The sequence below is a fragment of the Mesorhizobium australicum genome, assembly GCF_900177325.1.
Taxonomy (GTDB): Bacteria; Pseudomonadota; Alphaproteobacteria; order Rhizobiales; family Rhizobiaceae; genus Mesorhizobium_A; species Mesorhizobium_A australicum_A.
The window spans coordinates 2,470,416-2,488,816 of record NZ_FXBL01000004.1 but is presented as its reverse complement, the minus strand read 5'-3'; the positions used below and the strand labels follow the sequence as shown (position 1 = coordinate 2,488,816).

At 66.4% G+C, this 18,401-nt stretch carries 17 protein-coding genes; 10 read left to right on the top strand and 7 right to left on the bottom strand.

From position 1 onward, the window contains the following. Positions 1-132: 132 nt before the first annotated feature. Positions 133-2,010 carry an ABC-F family ATP-binding cassette domain-containing protein gene (locus B9Z03_RS14680; RefSeq protein WP_085464893.1) on the top strand — a complete coding sequence of 626 codons (1,878 nt, stop codon included), beginning with the start codon at positions 133-135 and terminating at the stop codon, positions 2,008-2,010. Continuing rightward, positions 2,007-2,813 carry a crotonase/enoyl-CoA hydratase family protein gene (locus B9Z03_RS14675; RefSeq protein WP_085464892.1) on the top strand — a complete coding sequence of 269 codons (807 nt, stop codon included), beginning with the start codon at positions 2,007-2,009 and terminating at the stop codon, positions 2,811-2,813. The genes B9Z03_RS14680 and B9Z03_RS14675 overlap by 4 nt, the downstream gene beginning before the upstream one ends. Positions 2,814-3,082: 269 nt before the next feature. Here the strand turns inward: B9Z03_RS14675 and B9Z03_RS14670 are convergent, their stop codons facing one another. Next, a complete protein-coding gene (locus B9Z03_RS14670) occupies positions 3,083-3,532 on the bottom strand; it encodes a hypothetical protein (protein ID WP_139832281.1) in 450 nt (149 codons plus the stop codon). A 389-nt stretch (positions 3,533-3,921) separates the two neighbouring features. Continuing rightward, positions 3,922-4,515 carry a hypothetical protein gene (locus B9Z03_RS14665; RefSeq protein WP_085464890.1) on the bottom strand — a complete coding sequence of 198 codons (594 nt, stop codon included), beginning with the start codon at positions 4,513-4,515 and terminating at the stop codon, positions 3,922-3,924. A gap of 140 nt (positions 4,516-4,655) precedes the next feature. On the opposite strand from B9Z03_RS14665, the gene B9Z03_RS29865 reads away from it, so the two are divergent. After that, complete coding sequence (locus B9Z03_RS29865; RefSeq protein WP_176247525.1) at positions 4,656-4,817, top strand: hypothetical protein; 162 nt, start codon at positions 4,656-4,658, stop codon at positions 4,815-4,817. 2 nt (positions 4,818-4,819) lie between these two features. Here the strand turns inward: B9Z03_RS29865 and B9Z03_RS14660 are convergent, their stop codons facing one another. Together B9Z03_RS14660 and B9Z03_RS14655 are read right to left on the bottom strand one after the other, a co-directional pair. Beyond that, positions 4,820-5,269: a DNA polymerase III subunit chi gene (locus B9Z03_RS14660; RefSeq protein WP_085464889.1), complete on the bottom strand. Its 450-nt coding sequence runs from the start codon at positions 5,267-5,269 to the stop codon at positions 4,820-4,822. Then, on the bottom strand, positions 5,269-6,753 hold the full coding sequence (locus tag B9Z03_RS14655; protein WP_085464888.1) for a leucyl aminopeptidase: 1,485 nt from the start codon (positions 6,751-6,753) through the stop codon (positions 5,269-5,271). The genes B9Z03_RS14660 and B9Z03_RS14655 overlap by 1 nt, the downstream gene beginning before the upstream one ends. 198 nt (positions 6,754-6,951) lie before the next feature. Here B9Z03_RS14655 and B9Z03_RS14650 point away from each other — a divergent pair, with 198 nt between their 5' ends. From B9Z03_RS14650 to rsmA, 7 genes are all read left to right on the top strand, one after another. Then, positions 6,952-7,722 carry a phosphatase PAP2 family protein gene (locus B9Z03_RS14650; protein ID WP_085464887.1) on the top strand — a complete coding sequence of 257 codons (771 nt, stop codon included), beginning with the start codon at positions 6,952-6,954 and terminating at the stop codon, positions 7,720-7,722. 176 nt (positions 7,723-7,898) lie between these two features. Next, positions 7,899-9,104, top strand: coding sequence for an LPS export ABC transporter permease LptF (gene lptF, locus B9Z03_RS14645; protein ID WP_085464886.1), 1,206 nt, complete (start codon positions 7,899-7,901; stop codon positions 9,102-9,104). Beyond that, on the top strand, positions 9,101-10,189 hold the full coding sequence (lptG, locus tag B9Z03_RS14640; RefSeq protein WP_085464885.1) for an LPS export ABC transporter permease LptG: 1,089 nt from the start codon (positions 9,101-9,103) through the stop codon (positions 10,187-10,189). The genes lptF and lptG overlap by 4 nt, the downstream gene beginning before the upstream one ends. Next, positions 10,189-12,663, top strand: coding sequence for an LPS-assembly protein LptD (locus tag B9Z03_RS14635; RefSeq protein WP_085464884.1), 2,475 nt, complete (start codon positions 10,189-10,191; stop codon positions 12,661-12,663). The genes lptG and B9Z03_RS14635 overlap by 1 nt, the downstream gene beginning before the upstream one ends. A gap of 85 nt (positions 12,664-12,748) precedes the next feature. Next, a complete protein-coding gene (locus B9Z03_RS14630) occupies positions 12,749-13,684 on the top strand; it encodes a SurA N-terminal domain-containing protein (RefSeq protein WP_244561749.1) in 936 nt (311 codons plus the stop codon). Positions 13,685-13,697: 13 nt separating this feature from the next. Then, positions 13,698-14,702 (top strand): 4-hydroxythreonine-4-phosphate dehydrogenase PdxA, encoded by a 1,005-nt coding sequence (gene pdxA, locus B9Z03_RS14625; RefSeq protein ID WP_085464882.1) that lies wholly within the window; start codon positions 13,698-13,700, stop codon positions 14,700-14,702. Next, positions 14,699-15,532 (top strand): 16S rRNA (adenine(1518)-N(6)/adenine(1519)-N(6))-dimethyltransferase RsmA, encoded by an 834-nt coding sequence (gene rsmA / locus B9Z03_RS14620; protein ID WP_085464881.1) that lies wholly within the window; start codon positions 14,699-14,701, stop codon positions 15,530-15,532. The genes pdxA and rsmA overlap by 4 nt, the downstream gene beginning before the upstream one ends. A gap of 5 nt (positions 15,533-15,537) precedes the next feature. Here the strand turns inward: rsmA and gmk are convergent, their stop codons facing one another. The 3 genes from gmk to mltG are packed head-to-tail and all read right to left on the bottom strand — an operon-like array spanning position 15,538 to position 18,328. Continuing rightward, a complete protein-coding gene (gene gmk / locus B9Z03_RS14615) occupies positions 15,538-16,194 on the bottom strand; it encodes a guanylate kinase (RefSeq protein WP_139832280.1) in 657 nt (218 codons plus the stop codon). Positions 16,195-16,197: 3 nt separating this feature from the next. Next, positions 16,198-17,085, bottom strand: a complete 888-nt coding sequence (locus B9Z03_RS14610) for a YicC/YloC family endoribonuclease (protein ID WP_085464880.1) — start codon at positions 17,083-17,085, stop codon at positions 16,198-16,200. A 43-nt stretch (positions 17,086-17,128) separates the two neighbouring features. Continuing rightward, positions 17,129-18,328, bottom strand: coding sequence for an endolytic transglycosylase MltG (gene mltG, locus B9Z03_RS14605; protein WP_085464879.1), 1,200 nt, complete (start codon positions 18,326-18,328; stop codon positions 17,129-17,131). Positions 18,329-18,401: the final 73 nt, after the last annotated feature.

Here is an 18,401-nt window from a genome sequence, read left to right as displayed (position 1 = left end):
CATCCGCGGAAAAAACCTTCGACGGCGGCAAGCTTGAAGCTCTGAAGCCACGGAACGCACGTTCCGCGGCGCGCCGGAAGCCCGGTTCCGCCGCCTTGCGAAGCCGCGCGCAGCGTGCAAAACGCTCGGGCCATGCTTACGATCAACGACCTTTCGCTCCGGATCGCCGGGCGGCTTCTCCTCGACCACGCTTCGCTCAGCCTGCCGGCGGGCGCGAAGGCGGGCCTGGTCGGCCGCAACGGCACCGGCAAGACCACGCTGTTCAAGGCGATCACCGGCGAGCTCGCCATGGAGACCGGCTCGATCTCGCTGCCGAAGGGCCTGCGCATCGGCCAGGTCGCGCAGGAAGCGCCCGGCACAGAGGACCCCCTGATCGAGATCGTGCTCGCCGCCGACAAGGAACGCGCCGCCCTGCTGGCAGAGGCGGAGACCGCGACCGACCCGAACCGCATCGGCGAGATCCACATGCGGCTGGCCGACATCGACGCGCATACGGCCGAGTCGCGCGCGGCCACCATCCTCGCCGGCCTGGGCTTCGACGAGGATGCGCAGAAGCGGCCCGCCTCGTCCTTCTCCGGCGGTTGGCGCATGCGCGTCGCACTTGCGGCCGTGCTGTTCTCCGAGCCAGACCTGCTGCTGCTCGACGAGCCCACCAACTATCTCGACCTCGAAGGCACGTTGTGGCTGGAGAACTATGTCGGGAAGTATCCGCACACGGTCCTGCTGATCAGCCACGACCGCGACCTGCTCAACCGTGCGGTCAACTCGATCGTCCATCTCGACCAGCAGAAGCTGACCTACTGGCGCGGCGGCTACGACCAGTTCGAGCGGCAGCGCGAAGAGGCGCTGGAGCATCAGGAAAAGGCGCGCGTGAAGCAGGAGGCGGCGCGCAAGCACATGGAGGCCTTCGTCGAGCGCTTCCGCGCCAAGGCGTCGAAGGCTCGCCAGGCCCAGTCGCGCATCAAGGCGCTGGAGCGGATGAAGCCGATCGCCGCGGTGATGAACGACAGCGTGCGGCCGTTCTCGTTCCCCAACCCCGCGCGCGAGGCCGCCTCCCCGATCATCGCCATCCAGTCGGCGACGGTCGGCTACCAGCCCGGCAAGCCGGTGCTGAAAAACCTGACGCTGCGCATCGACCACGACGACCGCATCGCGCTGCTGGGCGCCAACGGCAACGGCAAGTCGACCTTCGCGAAGTTCCTCGCCGGCCGGCTCGACAAGGAGAGCGGCGGCATCACGATCGCGCCGCAGCTCAAGGTGTCGATGTTCGCCCAGCACCAGCTCGACGACCTGCGCCCGGAGGAGAACGCGATCGAGCATGTGCGCCGGCTGATGCCGGAGGCGCCGGAGGCGAAGGTGCGCGCCCGTGTCGCCCAGATGGGCCTGTCGACCGAGAAGATGCAGACCCCTGCCAAGGACCTGTCGGGTGGCGAGAAGGCGCGGCTCCTGATGGGCCTCGCCTCGTTCGACGGGCCGAACCTGTTCATCCTCGACGAACCGACCAACCATCTCGACATCGATTCGCGCGAGCAGCTCGTCCATGCGCTCAACGAGTTTGACGGCGCGGTGATCCTCATCTCGCACGATCGCCACCTGATCGAGGCCACCGCCGACCGACTGTGGCTGGTCAGGGACGGCACGGTCGCGCCGTTCGACGGCGACATGGACGACTATCGCCAGATCGTCACAGGGGTCGCGGTGGACCGGCGCGAGAAGCGCGAGGCCGACAAGGCGTCGAAGGCCGACCGGCGGCGCGAGGCGGCGCAGCGGCGCGCGGCACTGGAGCCGCTGGCCAAGGAGATCAGGGCGACGGAAGCGCTGATGGAGCGCCTGCGCAAGCGTATCGACGCGATCGAGGAACAACTTGCCAATCCGGCCCTTTACGAGAAGGATCCGAAGGCCGCGACGCAGCTCGGCAAGGAACGCTCCGACCTGTCGCATCAGCTCGCCGCCCAGGAGGAGCGCTGGCTGGCGCTGTCCGCCGAATATGAGGAGGGCATAGCCGAATGACGATCGAGGTCACGCTTGACGAGGACGTCACGGTCGTGCGGATCAACCGTCCGGAGGCGCGCAACGCCGTCGATCCGGAGATGGCCGATGCGCTGTTCCAGGCGTTCACCGCCTTCGACCGCGACGCCAGCCAGAAGGTCGCGGTGCTGACCGGCATTCCCGGCGCCTTCTGCGCCGGCTTCGACCTGAAGCGCGCCGCCGGCGGCATGGACGACACGTGGTTCGCCGAGCACGATCTCGACGGCGAGTTCGACGGCCGCGACGACCGGCCGCGCAAGGGGCCGATGGGTCCGACCCGACTGGCGCTCACCAAGCCCGTCATCGCGGCGATCTCCGGTCCCGCCGTGGCAGGCGGGATGGAGCTCGCGCTCTGGTGCGACCTCAGGGTGATGGAGGAGAGCGCCTATATGGGCGTCTACTGCCGCCGGTGGGGCGTGCCGCTGATCGACGGCGGCACGGTGCGACTGCCGCGGATCGTCGGCCACGGACGGGCGATGGACCTGATCCTCACCGGCCGCAAGGTTGACGCCGCCGAATCGCTCGCCATCGGTCTCGCAACCCGAGTCTGCGCCGATGGGGCGGCACTCGACACCGCGCTGGATCTCGCGCGCGAGCTGACGAAATTCCCGCAGGCCTGCATGCGCGCCGACCGCGCTTCCGCGATCGCGCAATGGTCGCTCGATCCGGCCGATGCGCTGGTGCGCGAGTGGGAGAGTGCTGCAACCTTCCGCTCCGAAGGCAGCACCGGGGCTGCCCGCTTCGCCTCCGGCAAGGGCCGCTCGGGGGATTTCGGGGAGATTTGAGGCGGGCCTGTGCGTTGGCGGGCGCCTCTTCCTTCTCCCCGTTCACGGGGAGAAGGTGCCCGAAGGACGGATGAGGGGCATGGCGCGAACTTTCGAATGTCGGCGCTGCCCCTCATCTGGCTGCCGCCATCTTCTCCCCGTAAACGGGGAGAAGGACGCAGTTCGTACGGTCGCGCAAGATCGTCGACCGCAGCGCATTTTTTCGCGAACGAAAGCAGGATCGGTCTGGGGCGTTCACCTGTCCTGCATGGGTGCAGGACAGGTCTTTCTCAGGAGGTGTCACGCAGCTCGACCGGCGAGACGGCAGCATCGGCCAAGCGTCGGAGACCGGTGCAGTGTAGCCCACCCTGATTGCCCGCCTCATCTGACGCCTGCCCCCGATGCAGGAAGGACAGGCGGCACAGATGCGCCGCGATGGCTTGCATGTAGAGGCCGAATGCCCTGAGAGAGTCCGCGATGTCCTCGGCATCGAAGGGATGGCTGCCGAAGCCGACCGGCATCGGGACCGGCGTCCAGGGTCTGCGCGCGAAGCTCCGGAGCGTGCCTTCGACATAGGCGCTCAGCAGCGCATTCGCCTGCCACGCTGCCCACAGCACGCACCAGCGGACCCAGAACGAGCGGCCGGCGGCCTGTTCGGCCATGTCGGCGATCGAGAACAGGCGCATGACGATCCTCGCCATCTCCGCCTGTTCCCTCCCCGCCTTTGCCCTCCAGCCCATCACCGGCTCCCGTTTGACCGGACATAGTTTCGGGCATGCTGGCAGGGGTGGGGATGGAAAAAGTGTTGGCTGTGAGAATCTCCAAGCGGGACAAAGGGTTACGATAGGGCAGGCGAAAATCGATGCACCGGAAGGCTCGTTTTTGCTTCGTTCGGCCCTGTCTCGCGCGCCCCCTCCACCACGCTGCGCGTGGTCCCCCTCCCCCGTAAACGGGGGAGGATCCGCCCGCTCGGCCGTCGCGTTATTCTGACCCTCGATGAAGTCTGCCACGGGAGGGCGGTGAGGCACCTGATCCTCCCCCGTTTACGGGGGACGGGGACCACGTAGTGGTGGAGGGGGCGCGAGCTAACGAAGAGATCCCGAAGGTGGTGAGGGCGACTGCCCTGCTCCTACCGACCCCATTTCGGCGGCGGAGGGGCCTCGGGTGGTGTTTTCTTCCGCCGCTGGAGCGACACGAAGAAGCCGACGAAGCCGATCGCCATCAGCGTGTAGCCGATGGGAACGGCGCGGGGGTCCATGTCGGAGGCGCCTGCCCTGAGGATGATTTCGGCCGAGCGCATCTCGATCCGTTCGGCATCGCCGGGACCAAGGACGAAGCGGTAGCGGCCGGTCTCCACAGGGTCGATCAGGCCGGCATCGTCGCGGTAGATCATGCCGCCGGCCTGCGGATTGTCGCTGCGCGGCTGCTGGTGGGCGAACTTCAGCGTGGTGGCGAGAACGGTCCGGCCGCCGACCGTCGCGGTCAGCGTGAGGGCGGTCGTGGCGCCGTCGAGCGTGAGGCTGCCGAGCGAGGACATGTCGACCAGCACCCGCACCGGCGCGTCGGCGGCGGACAGGTCCGCCTCGACGACCCGGTAGCCGCTGCGCCGCTCATAGGCGGGATAGCGCCCGATCTCGCGGCCCGAGACGTTGGAGACGACGAACGGATAGCCGATGCCGACGGCGAGACCGGCGAGGAACAGGAGAAGGAAGAGGATACGCATGGGAGGGTTCGACCGTGACGGCCTTCCTGTCGCATGGCAAGCCGGCGCTGTCGAGACGCCAGCCGTTACTGCCGGAATCAGTCTCGGGAACCCCTGGCGCGCTGGCGAATTGTCGGAACATCGCAATGTAGGAGACGACAATGAGACGGATACTTCTGGCGCTCGCCGGCTATATGATCGCCGCCTGGTGGACGAGCCGGACCGAAGCCAAAGCCAAACGCGAGGCGCAGACCCAGCCGCCGCGCCGGCCGCGCAAGGCGGGCAGGCTGCAGGGCGACGCTGGCGAGCGCCGACCCGCCTAGGCTCAGGCCTTGCGCTCCCAGCGCCGGCCGTCGGTCTGCTGCCAGTAGGTGACGGCGTGGCCCGCCGCCTTCATCCGTTTCCACTGGTCGCGCGCAAGGTCGAGCTGCGCCTGGTCGTGGCCGTCGAAGATGAAGACGCCGCGCTTGTAGCCCTCGAGCGGCGGCGGCTCGGCGCCGTCGACGACGAAGCGCACCGAGGCTTCGTTGCCGTTGCCGGTCGACACGGTGAGCAGGATCGGCTGGTCTGCGGCGCTGGGATCACTGTCCAGCCCGTGGCCGAGAAAACTGTCGTCGCGGAAGGTCCACAGATGCGCGTCGAGCGCGTCGCGGCGCTCGACGCTTCCCGCCTGCACCACGACCCGCCAGCCGCGCTCAAGGCTCTTTTCGAGCAGCGGCGGCAGCGCCTCCTCGAGCGTCGACTCGGTCAGGTGGTAGAACAGGACGTCGGCCATCAGCCTTCGTAATTGTCCTTCACCAGCCGGTCCAGCAGCCGGACGCCGAAGCCAGAGCCCCAGGAGATCGAATATTCGCTGGGCGGCGCGTTCATCGCCGTGCCGGCAATGTCGAGATGTGCCCAGGGCGTGTCCTTGACGAAGCGGCGGAGGAACTGGGCCGCCGTGATCGCGCCGCCGAAGCGGCCGCCGATGTTCTTCATATCGGCATTCTTCGAGTCCAGCAGCTTGTCGTATTCCGGCCCCATCGGCATCCGCCAGAGCTTCTCGGCGGTGGCGAGACCCGCCTCGGTGAGCTGGCCCGCAAGCTCGTCGTCGTTCGAGAACAGGCCGGCGTGATACTGGCCGAGCGCCACCATGATGGCGCCCGTCAGCGTGGCGAGGTTGACCATGAACTTCGGCGCGAAGCGGCCGTTGCAGTACCAGAGCGCGTCGCAGAGCACGAGCCGGCCTTCGGCATCGGTGTTCAGCACCTCGATCGTCTGGCCAGACATCGAGGTGACGATGTCGCCGGGGCGCTGGGCATTGCCGTCGACCGAGTTCTCGACCAGGCCGACGATGCCGACGACGTTGGCCTTCGCCTTGCGCCGGGCCAGCACGTGCATGGCGCCGATGACGGCGGCGGCACCGCCCATATCGCCCTTCATGTCCTCCATGCCGGCGGCCGGCTTCATCGAATTGCCGCCGGTGTCGAACGACACGCCCTTGCCGATGAAGGCGACCGGCCGGTCCTTGGCCTTGCCGCCGCTCCATTGCATCACCACCAGGCGCGCACCGCGCGGGCTGCCCTGCGCCACTCCGAGCAGAGCGCCCATGCCGAGCTTCTTCATCTCCTTCTCGGCGAGGATCTCGACCTTGACACCGAGCGCCTCCAGCTCCCTGCATTGCGCGGCCATCTCGACCGGTCCCATCATGTTCGCCGGCTCGTTGACGAGGTCGCGGGCAAGCGCCACGCCGGAGGCGACCGCCTCGGAGCCGGCGAAGGCGGCCTTCGCCGCGGCGGCGCGGCGTGTGACGATCGTCACCTTCGGACGCTTCGGCTGCTCGTCGCTCTCGTCCTTCTTCGTCTTGTAGCGGTCGAAGCGGTAGGTGCGCAGCAGCGTGCCGAGCGCCAGGTCGGCGATGGCGGATGCATCAGTGTCGAAGCCGGGCATGTCGGCGTGGACGAACACCTTTGCCGCTTTCTTGAGGTTGGACGCGATCGCGCCGCCGACCTTCAGCCAGCCGTCCGTGGTGATTGCCCTCGGATCGCCAACCCCGACCAGGAGCACGCGGTCGACCTCCATGCCCGTCGGCACGATGATGTCGAGGGTCGAGAGCATCTTGGCCGTGAACGCGCCGGCCTTGATCGCCTTCTCCAGGAGCGGCCCGGCATCGCCCGCCACGTCGACCGACCCGCCCTCCCCGGCCGCGGCGAGGAAGACGTGCAGGTCGGCCGCTCCCTTCGAGGAGGTGGAAAAGCCGATGTCGAGAGCGAGTGTCATGATGTCTCCGGGATGCGAGTCGCGCGCAGGATAGCGGCAAAACCGCGGATCGTCTCTGCACCCGCGACGTTCGGCGCGTCCGTGCGCGCAGGCGGCGCAACATCTCTTAAATCTTTGGCGCTTCCTTCCCGCCACCGTTGTTGGTAGATAATCTTCGGGCGGCGCGATGCGCGGTGCCCGAACCCGGAGCACGGACCTTTGACGCCCTTCATCGAGGACGACTATCTCTGGCCCTGCGCCGGCCGGCGACCGATTCTGATCTTCGTCGCGCTGATCGCCGGAACGCTGCTGTTCTTCAACGTCTTTCCCTGGATCGACATCGCGGTCTCCGAACTGTTCTTCAAGCAACGCGTCTGCATCGCGACCGGCAAAATCTGCGGCACGTTTCCGCTGTCCTCGTCGCCGGTCTTCGGACCGATCCGCCAGCTTCTGCAGGTGACGCCGGTCACGCTTGCCGTGCTTCTGCTGCTGGCGATCACGTGGCGCGTCGTGGCGCGGCGGTCGCTGGCGCATCCGTTCGACCGCGCGGGCCTCGCAGCCGTGGCCACCATGGTCATCAGCGCCGGCGCAATCGTCAATCTGATACTCAAGGAGCACTGGGGCCGCCCGAGGCCCTATATGACCGACCTCTTCGGCGGCCCCTACCCGTTCGTTCCGGCGGGCCATATTACAGAGTATTGCGCGACCAACTGCTCCTTCGTGTCCGGCGAGGCCGCGAGTTCGTTCTGGCTGGTGGCGCTGGCGACGCTCACTCCGAGGGCCTACCGCACCTGGGCGCTGGCTGCCGCCTTCACCGTCGCGACCGGAACCTCGCTGCTGCGCGTCGCCTTCGGCGGGCACTATCTGTCCGACGTCATCCTGGGCGCGCTGCTTTCGCTGCTGATCTTCACGCTGCTGGCCACCGGGATCCGCATGCTTGCGCTACGTCATACCGCGCAGCAAAAAGCAGGTGAGCGGCTAATGAACTGATCCGGTTGCGCTTTTCGTAGGAAGGTTAACGATTTACCCAAAGTTAACCGCGTTCTTTCGCCTATTTTTAGCCAATCTGACGTTCCATCCCCGCACCGGATGCGTATGCTCCCCAACATCAGCGCGCGCGCTGTCAACAACCACGCCCCAGGCGCAAGGACGGCCCGCTCAAGACGATGAACCTGATCGAGCGCTACATATTCCGTCGCGCGGCCCGGCTGACGTTCATCACGCTGGCGGCGACGACCGTCGTCGTGATGATCACGCAGGTTCTGATCTATGTGAACGTGCTGACCGATTCCGGGCAGGCGATCAGCACCTTCCTGCACCTGGCGGTGATGCTCGTGCCGGCGATGGCAGTGGTCGTCGCCCCGTTCGCGGTGCTGATCGGAGCGTCGCAGACATTGTCGGCGATGAATGCCGATTCCGAGCTGGCGGTGATCGAGGGCGCCGGCGGGTCGCAGAAGCTCACCGCGAAGCCGATCCTCATTCTCGGCATGATCTTGACGCTCGCCACACTCGGCATCGCGCTGTTCGTCGAACCGTGGACGAACCGGCAGATCCGTACGATCGTCAGCGAGGCGGGCGCCGACCTCGTCCGGCTCGCCGTGCAGTCCGGCTCGTTCAAGCGGCTGGACGACGGGCTCTATATCCAGATCGCCGAACAGCATCCCGGCGGCGCCTTCGGCGGCATCTTCATCGCGGATGCCCGCGACGAGAAGACGGAGCTGATCTACTACGCCAAGCGCGGCGTGATCCTGCCGCAGGGCGAGCGCGAACTGCTGGTGATGAGCGAGGGCGAGATCCAGCGGCGCACGGTGGCGACGGGGGACGTGTCGATCATCCAGTTCGCCTCCTATGCGATCGATTTCTCGCAGTTCAGCTCGGCCGACAGCACGCCGACACTGCGCCCCAAGGACCAGCCGATCTCGTTCCTTCTCAATCCGGACCCGAATGACTTTTTCGCCAAGCAGCGACCGCAGCAGCTTCGGTCCGAACTCCACCGGCGCCTGTCGGAATGGCTCTTTCCCGTGGCGTTCGGCCTGATCGCGACCTATTTCGCCGGCGGTGCGCGCTCCAACCGCCAGGAGAGGCTGTGGAGCCTGGCGGCCGCGGCGACGCTCGCGCTCTGCATCCGCGGCCTCGGCTTCTTCTTCATGAACGCCTCGGGCGGCAGCGACACCATGATGGTGCTGACCTACGCGCTGCCGCTCGGGACCATTGCGATCTTCCTGATCCTGCTCGCTTCGGGACGCCAGCTCAGGATACCGGCCTGGCTGGACAGATGGGGCAGCGCGCTGCTGGCCTGGATCGAGCGGCAGAGGCTGGCGCTGCAGCTGAGGCTGGCGGGCTACCGCCAGCGGGCGGGAGGCGGCGCATGATCGGCCGCACGCTCTTCACCTATTTCTTCCGCCGCTATCTCGTGATCGTGGCGCAGTTCTTCGTCGGCGTCGTCGTCATCTCCTTCCTCGTCGACTTCACCGAGTTCTCGCGCCGCGCCAGCTCCCTGCCCGAATATTCGATGGGCGCCGGCATGATGGTCTCGGCGCTGCGCATCCCGATGATCATCCAGACGGCGATACCGTTCATCATCCTGTTCGCGGCGATGGCGACGCTGATGTCTCTCAACCGCAAATACGAATTGGTGATCGCGCGCTCGGCCGGCATTTCAGCCTGGCAGTTCCTCGCGCCGCTCTGCTTCGCGAGCTTCCTCATCGGGGCAGTCACCATCACCGCGCTCAACAGCCTGTCGGCCGCCGCCCTCTCCTATTCCGAAGAGATCGAGGCCTCGTTCAGCGGCAAGGCGCGCAGCGCGCCCGGCGGGCTCGGCCTTCCCTGGCTGCGCCAGCGCACCGAAGAGGGCGTCACGATCATCGGCGCGAAGAAGTCGGCGCAGCGCGGAAGGTTGCTCGGACAGGCGACGTTCATCCGCTTCGACAAGGACGGCTCGATCGTCGACAGGATCGACGCCAAGCGCGCCGCGCTGGCGACCGGTGCATGGATGCTGACCGGCGTACAGCGCATCGATGCCGACGGCCAGCGCACCGAGCGGCCGCGCATGGCGATCAAGACCGATCTGAAGCCGGATTTCGTCGAAGAGCAGTTCGCGAGGCCGGAAACGATCCCGCTTTTCGAGCTCGGCGCGAAGATCGATTCGGCCCGGTCGTTCGGCCTCAGCGCGAACCCGTTTGCCATGCAATATCATTCACTTCTGGCGATGCCGTTCCTGCTGGTGGCGATGACGCTGATCGCCGCGACAGTGTCGATGCGCTTCGCCCGGCTCGGCCAATCCGCACCGATGATTCTGGGTGGCGTCGCGGCCGGCTTTCTGCTTTATGTTGCGTCGGTTCTCGTGAAGGCATTCGGCAGTTCGGGATTCGTTCTGCCTGTGGTCGCTGCGTGGTTTCCAGTTGTCGTCGCGGGATTTTTCGGCGTGACGTTCCTGCTGCATAAGGAGGACGGCTAGTGGGGGTGAAGAGGGGTAGCGGGAGCATTCTGGCCCGCGCGGCGCGCCTTTCCGGCGCGACGGCGATAGCCTGCGTGCTTTCGCTCGCCGTCATTCCTGCGAATCTGGCGCTGTCACAGACCGCCGAGAGCCTCGTTCCGCAGCCGAGCGGCAACGAGCAGATGCTCCTGGAAGCCGACACACTGATCTACGACAACGACCAGCAGCGCGTGACGGCGGCCGGCTCGGTGCAGATCGAATACAGCGGCAACCGGATCGTGGCGCAGCGCGTGACCTACGACCGCAAGACCGGCCGCGTCATCGCCAGCGGCAATGTCGAGCTGGTGGACCGGCAGGGCACCAAGATTTATTCCGACGAGGTCGACATCACGGAGGACTTCCGCGACGGCTTCGTCAATGCGCTCAGGGTGGAGACGGCGGACAAGACATATTTCGCCGCCGAAAGCGCGGAGCGTCGCAACGGCATCCTCACCACCTTCAACAACGGCGTCTATACCGCCTGCGAGCCGTGCGAGGAAAAGCCGGGCAAGCCGCCGATCTGGCGGGTGAAGGCGCAGCGGATCATCTGGAACGGCGAAGCCAAGACGGTGCGCTTCGAGCGCGCCAAGTTCGAGCTGTTCGGCCTGCCGATCGCCTATGTTCCCTATTTCACGATCCCGGACCCGACGGTGAAGCGCAAGAGCGGCTTCCTGATCCCCGGCATCGGCTACGAGAGCGAGCTCGGCGCCAGCCTGACCGTGCCCTACTACCTCGCGCTGTCGCCGACCTACGACGCCCTGTTCAAGGGCACCTATTACGGCCGCCAGGGCTTCCTGGGCGATGTCCAGTGGCGGCAGCAGTTCAACAACGGCCAATACGAAGTCCGCATCGCCGGCATCCACCAGCGGAATCCGGACGCGTTCACCAAGAACACGGTCGACAGTTCTGAAACCAACCGCGGCATGATCGGCACGAAGGGCCAGTTCAAGATCAATCCGCGCTGGACGTTCGGCTGGGACGTGATGGTGCAGTCGGACAAGAACTTCAGCCGCACCTACGAGATCGAAGGCTACGACAAGATCGTGCGGCGCAACGAGGTCTACCTGACGGGACTGAACGACCGGAACTATTTCGACCTGCGCCTGATGAAGTTCAACGTGCAGGAAAATACTCTCGACGACAATCCCGCCAATGGCGTTCCGAACTCCCTGGCCCGCGACCCCAAACAGCCCTGGGTGCTGCCCTCGCTCGACTACACGAAGACGGTCGAGAACGTCGCCGGCGGCCAGATACGCTTCGACATGAACGTGACCGGCATTTCGCGCGATCGTGAAGATCTTACCGTTCCGCGCAGCCTACCCGCGGCTCTGCGGCCTCCGGGTGCGCGCGTCGGCGATTCTTACCGTATGAGCGGCATCGAAGGTGAGACCGGCCGCGTCACCGCGGAAGCCGAGTGGAAGCGCGAGATCGTCACCGGGAACGGCTTCATCGTAACGCCGTTGCTGAGCGTTCGTGGTGACGGCATCTACTCCAATCCGAGCGCGGCTTCCGTGGCCGCCGTCAATGCGATGGCGGGCGACCTGAACGGGCTGCAATATAGCCACGATCCCGCGCTCGCCTATTCCGGCGTCGAGGTGGACATCCGGTCCTCCTATTTCCGCCCGATGGCGACAGCCGGCCTTGAATTCCGTTGGCCGTGGCTGTTCGCCGGCGCCAATTCCAGCCACGTCTTCGAACCGATGGCACAGATTTTCGTGCGCCCGAACGAGGCCTACGGCAGCACGCTCGACATACCGAACGAGGATGCGCAGAGCTTCGTGTTCGACGCCGCCAGCCTGTTCGAACGCGACAAGTTCTCCGGCTACGATCGGGTCGAGGGCGGAACGCGAGCCAATCTCGGTGTCCGCTATACCGGCTCGTTCTGGAGCGGCTGGGGTGCCACCGGCATCTTCGGCCAGTCCTACCATCTCGCCGGCGACAACCCGTTCGCTTCGCCCGATCTCGTCAATGTCGGCGCGTATTCCGGCCTGGAGACAGACACGTCCGATTTCGTTGCGCTGTTTGGCGTGACCAGCCCGACGGGCTTCTCGATCTCCGCCAGCGGACGCTTCGATGAGCAGACCTTCGAGACACGCCGTGCAGAGCTCAAGACGGGCTTCACGATCGGCCAGCTGACCACGTCGACACGATTTGCCTATATCCAGAAGCAGCCGCTCTATGGCTTCGCCGAAGACCGGCAGGAACTGACCGTTTCCGGCAAGTTCGACTTCAACGAGAACTGGGCGGCCTTCGCGTCCGGGACGCATGATTTCGTGCAGAGCAGGCTCGTGCGCAACTCGATCGGGTTCCAGTACGACGACGAGTGCTTTACCTATTCGATGACGTTCACACAGGTTCGACCGACGGATCAGAAAGAATCCCTTTCGGTCGGCTTCAATATCGCCTTCCGGACGATCGGCGATTTCGGATCGAGCAGCAACGCGCTCGACCAGTAAGGGCGGCCGTGCCACGGTTTGGCCGCAGTAATCCGGCATTTTGCGCGAGTATCCAAAGGAAAACCGCGAAGTTCGGGACGGAGTGATGAATCCAGCTATGAAGCGCGCCAGATTCGCGACTGTTGCAGTCGTTCTTGCGGCATTGAGCGGAGCCGCCGTCTTTTCGGCGCCGCCCGCCGTTGCAAGCGAGATCAAATACATCGTCAACAACACCGCGGTGACCAGCTACGACATCCAGCGCCGAGTTGCCCTGAACAAGCTGTTCCGCCAGAAAGGCGGAACAGAAAAAGCCGCGCAGGACATGGTCGAGCAGGCGCTGAAGTCCGAGGAGATGGCGCGGAGGAACATCCGCATTTCCAAGCAGGCGGTGGACGACAGCTACAACCGTTTCGCTACCTCGAACAAGCTGAAGCCGGCGCAGCTCGACCAGATCCTTAGTCAGGCCGGGATCGGCCGCGAGCACATGAAGGAATTCATCCGTATCCAGATGGGCTGGAGCCAGTTGCTCGGCTCGCGCTACCGCTCGACCGAAATGATGACCGAGCAGCAGATGGTGCGCAAAGTGTTCGAGCTGGGCGGCAAGAAGCCGTCGGCGACGGAATATATGCTGCAGAAGATAACCTTCGTCGTGCCGCAGAAGGAGCGCGGCGCGATCCTGGGCAAGCGCAAGCGCGAGGCCGACGCCATGCGCCAGCGCTTCAACGGCTGCGAGACGACGCGGCAGTTCGCCAAGGGGCTGATCGACGTCAGCGTCCAGGACATCCCGCGCATCCTCGAGCCGGAACTGCCGCCGGACTGGGCGACCCAGATCAAGGCCGCGAAGCCGGGGACCGCCACGGCGGTGCGCGAGACGCCGGCCGGCGTCGAATTCATCGGCGTCTGCTCGTCGCGCGAGGTGAACGACGACCGCGCCGCGCAGATGATGCTGCAGACCGAGGGCAAGCTCGACGAGAAGGCCGAGGAGCTCAGCAAGAAATACGTCGACGAGCTGCGCAAGACCGCGCGAATCGTTCAGCGATAGGACGTCCGCCTCCATGCTGGCAGTGAGCATCGGCGATCCATCCGGGATCGGGCCGGACATCATCATTGCCGCATGGCAGATGCGCCGCGAGGCGCACATTCCGCCCTTCGCGCTGCTGGCGGACGCCGAACACCTCGCAGCCCGCGCCAGACGGCTCGGCATCCAGATGCGGATCGCCGAGACGACGATCGGCGCGGCAGGCTCGCTGTTCGACGGCGCCCTGCCCGTCCTTCCACTCGAAAGCCGCTTCGTCGACACGCCAGGCGCGTCGACCGTCGGCAACGCCGCCAGCATCATCGAGGCGATCGACCGAGCGGCCGGATATGTGCTCGACGGCGAGGCGGACGCGGTGGTGACGCTGCCGATCGCCAAGAAGACGCTTTACGAGGCGGGCTTCCGCCATCCCGGCCACACGGAGTATCTGGCGCATCTCGCCGGCGAGGCGACGGGCCGGGAAGAGACGGCCGTGATGATGCTGGCCGGTCCGGACCTGCGCACTGTTCCGGTGACCATCCATATCCCGATCGCCGACGTGCCCGCCGCGCTCACCACGCAAGGAATCCTGAAGAATGCGCGCATCGTCCATCGCGACCTGCGCGACCGGTTCGGCATCGCCAGGCCGCGGCTGGCGGTGCTGGGTCTCAACCCGCATGCCGGCGAAGGCGGAACAATCGGCACCGAGGACGAGGAGATCATCCTGCCGGCGGTCGAACAGTTGCGGCAAGAAGGGATCGACGCGTTCGGTCCCGCGCCCGCCGACACGATGTTCCATCCGCGCGCGCGGGCCGGCTATGACGCGGCGCTGTGCATGTATCACGACCAGGCGCTGATTCCGGCGAAGATGCTCGCCTTCGACGAGGCGGTGAACGTCACGCTCGGCCTGCCCTTCATCCGCACCTCTCCAGACCACGGAACCGCGTTCGACATCGCCGGAACAGGCAAGGCGCGGCCCGACAGCCTGATCGCGGCGCTGAAGCTCGCGCGCACGCTCGCGGACAACCAGGCGCGCGCCGCGTGAGCGCGATCGACGGGCTGCCGCCGCTGCGAGAGGTGATCGAGCGGCATGGGCTGGCGGCGAAAAAGTCGCTCGGCCAGAACTTCCTGCTCGACCTGAACCTGACCGGCAAGGTCGCGCGGGCGGCGGGCGACCTCTCAGGCGCGACGGTCATCGAGGTCGGGCCCGGACCCGGCGGCCTCACCCGGGCGCTTCTCATGCACAAGGCAGAAAAGGTGATCGCCATCGAGCGCGACGAGCGCTGCCTGCCGGCGCTGGCCGAGATCGCCGAGGCCTATCCCGGGCGGCTGGAGGTCATTTCCGGCGATGCGCTCGCCATCGACTATGCCGGTCTCGTGCCGGGCGTGGACGACGTGCGCATCGTCGCCAACCTGCCCTACAACATCGGCACGGAGCTTTTGGTGAAGTGGCTGACCGTGGGCGCCTGGCCGCCCTTCTACCGGTCGCTGACGCTGATGTTCCAGAAGGAAGTGGCGGAACGCGTGGTGGCACGGGCCGGCGACGAGGCCTACGGCCGGCTCGGCGTGCTGGCCGGCTGGCGGGCCGATTCGCGGATCGCCTTCGACATTTCGCCACAGGCCTTCTGGCCGCCGCCCAAGGTCACCTCCTCGGTGGTCCACCTCGTGCCGAAACCGGCCCCCCTGCCCGCGGAACTGCGCAAGCTCGAGCGTGTCACCCAGGCCGCCTTCGGCCAGCGCCGCAAGATGCTGCGGCAGAGCCTGAAGGCGGTCGGCGGCGAGGCGCTGCTGACGCAAGCCGGCATCGACGGGACGCGGCGGGCGGAGACGCTGAGCGTCGAGGAATTCGTCAGGCTGGCGAACGCGCTCGGATAGCCAGGTCAGCCGAGTTTCTCGTCCAGCAGCTTCGTCACGAAGTCGAACAGGCCCGGACGGCGGTCGCGGCGCAGGCGCTCGGCGGTGACGATCGACCTGACCTCCGAATAGGCGCGGTTGAGATCGTCGTTGACGACGACGTAGTCGTAGGCGCGCCAGTGCTCGATCTCGACGCGGGCATTGGCCAGGCGCTTCTCGATCACCGCGTCGGTGTCTTCGGCGCGCCGGCGCAGCCGCGTCTTCAGCTCGCCCATCGAGGGCGGCAGGATGAAGATCGAGACGATGTCGGCGCGCATCTTCTCGTCGAGCTGTTCGGCGCCCTGCCAGTCGATGTCGAACAGCATGTCGCGGCCATCCGCCATGGCGGCCTCGGCCGGCTCGCGCGGCGTGCCGTAGCAATTGCCGTGCACCTCGGCCCATTCGAGCAGCGCGTCGGTGTCGCGCAGCCGGTCGAACTCGCGCTGCGAGATGAAGTGGTAGTGCACGCCGTCGATCTCGCTGGGGCGGCGCGGGCGCGTGGTGACGCTGACCGACAGTTCCAGCCCCGGATCGTTCTCCAGGAGATTGCGCGCGATCGTCGACTTGCCGGCCCCCGAGGGGGACGACAGAACGAGCATCAGGCCGCGGCGCCTGATGCCGGATGAGGCTCTCTCGCCCGTCATGTCCTACTCCAGATTCTGGACCTGCTCGCGGAACTGGTCGACGACCGCCTTCAGTTCGAGGCCGATCGCCGTCACCGAGGCTGCGTTCGATTTAGAGCAAAGCGTGTTCGATTCGCGATTGAATTCCTGCGCCAGGAAATCGAGCTTGCGGCCGGCCGCCGTGCCGGAACCAAGCAGCGCGCGGCCGGAAGCGACATGCGTCTTCAGACGGTCGATCTCCTCGCGGATGTCGGCCTTCGTCGCCAGGAACGCCGCTTCGGTGTGCAGGCGCTGCTCGTCGAGCGAGGGGGCGGCGTCGATCAGCAGCCTGACCTGCTGGGCGATGCGCTCACGGATGGCGGCCGGCTCGCGCGAGCCGTCGGCCTCGGCGCGCAGCGTCAGCTGTTCGATCGTGTCGAGGTGGCCAAGGAGAAGCTGCCTGAGTGCCGTGCCCTCATGCTCGCGCGCGGCCACAAGCCCGTCCAGCGCACGATCCAGCACGGCGAGGATCTCCGCGTCGATCTGCGCGGTCTCCTCCTCGGACACGACGGGCTCCGGCGTTTCGAGCACGCCGCGCAGAGCGAGCAGCCCGTCGGCTGTCGGGGGGGCGCAGCCGAACTGGCTTTCCAGGCGCTTGGCGAGCGAGGCGACGTCCTTGAGGAACTCCTCGTTGACCACCGGCTGCGCCGTCAGGCCAATGCGCGTCAAGGTGAGCGTCGCCTGGACATTGCCGCGCGAGAACCGCTTCTGCGCCGCCTGGCGGGCCGGCATTTCCAGCCGGTCGAAGCCCGGCGGCAGGCGCAGGCGCACGTCGAGCCCCTTGCCGTTCACCGAGCGCGCCTCCCAGGCGATGGTCGCGCCGGCAAGGCTTCCGCCCGCCCGCGCGAAGCCGGTCATGCTCTGAAGCGCCATGTCGTCCCCCACCATCCTCCAGGCCGCCGGCCGGCGGCGGCCGTCACTGGCTCGTGCCGGTCGAGCCTGTCGTTCCGGCCTTGGCCGCCTCGGCGGCGGCCTTGGCTGCCTCCTCGGCCTGCTTCTTCTCGAACTGCCGCCAGCGGGCGACGTTCTCGTTGTGCTCCTCCAGCGTCTCGGCGAAGACGTGACCGCCCGTGCCGTCGGCGACGAAGTAGAGATCCTTCGTCTTCGACGGATTGGCAACGGCCTCCAACGCCGCGCGGCCGGGATTGGCGATCGGACCGGGCGGCAGGCCGTTGATGGCGTAGGTGTTGTAGGGCGTCGGCTTGTCGATGTCGGAGCGGGTGATCGGCTTGTCCGCCGGCTTACCCTTGCCGCCGTAGATGCCGTAGACGATGGTCGGATCGGATTGCAGCCGCATGCCCTTGTTGAGGCGGTTGATGAAGACCGCCGCCACGCGCGAGCGCTCGTCGGCGATGCCGGTCTCCTTCTCGACGATCGAGGCGAGCGTGACGAACTCGTTGATGTCCTTCAGCGGCAGGTCGGGAGCGCGGCGCGCCCAGATGCTCTCGACCAGTTCCTTCTGGTCCTCGATCATCTTGGCGATGACTTCCTTGCGCGTGGTGCCGCGGGTGACGCGCTGCGTGTCGGCGATCAGGCCTCCTTCCGGCGGCATCTCGGCCGGCATCTCGCCGGTCAGCGCCTCGTTGGTGGCGATCCGCGAAAAGGCCTGCTCGACGGTCAGCCCTTCCGGCAAGGTCAGCGAGTAGAGCAGCGATTTGCCGCTCTTCAGGAGTTCCATGATGTCGTGCATGGAGGCGCCGGCCTTCACCTCGTATTCGCCGGCCTTCAGCGCCGAATCATTGCCGTAGGCGCGGACGCCGAGGCGGAAGATGTTGGCGTCGCTGATCAGCCTGTTGCGCTCCAGCAGAAGAGCGATGTCGTTGACGCCCGTGTTCGGCTTGATGAGCACGGTGTCGTTCTGGGTCGATGGGCCGGGCCCTTCGAACACGTATTTGCCGTACCAGACGGCGACGCCGGCGCCGATCGTGACCAGCACGATCGCCGACATGACGAAGTTCATGAAGATGACGAACTGGCTGCGCGCCCGGCGCGAGCGCCGTGGCGGCGGGGTGCCGGGCGTCGGGCGCAGCGCCTCGCTCGCAGACTTTGGGACGATGGGGTTCGGAGCATCGGATCGAGTGCCGAAGCTGCCGGTGTCCGATGGGTTCGTGCTCATCGTTCCGCGCTCTTGGTCAGGTGCAACAGGGCCTCGACACTAGTGTCGAATATGGCGAAATTGACGCAACAAA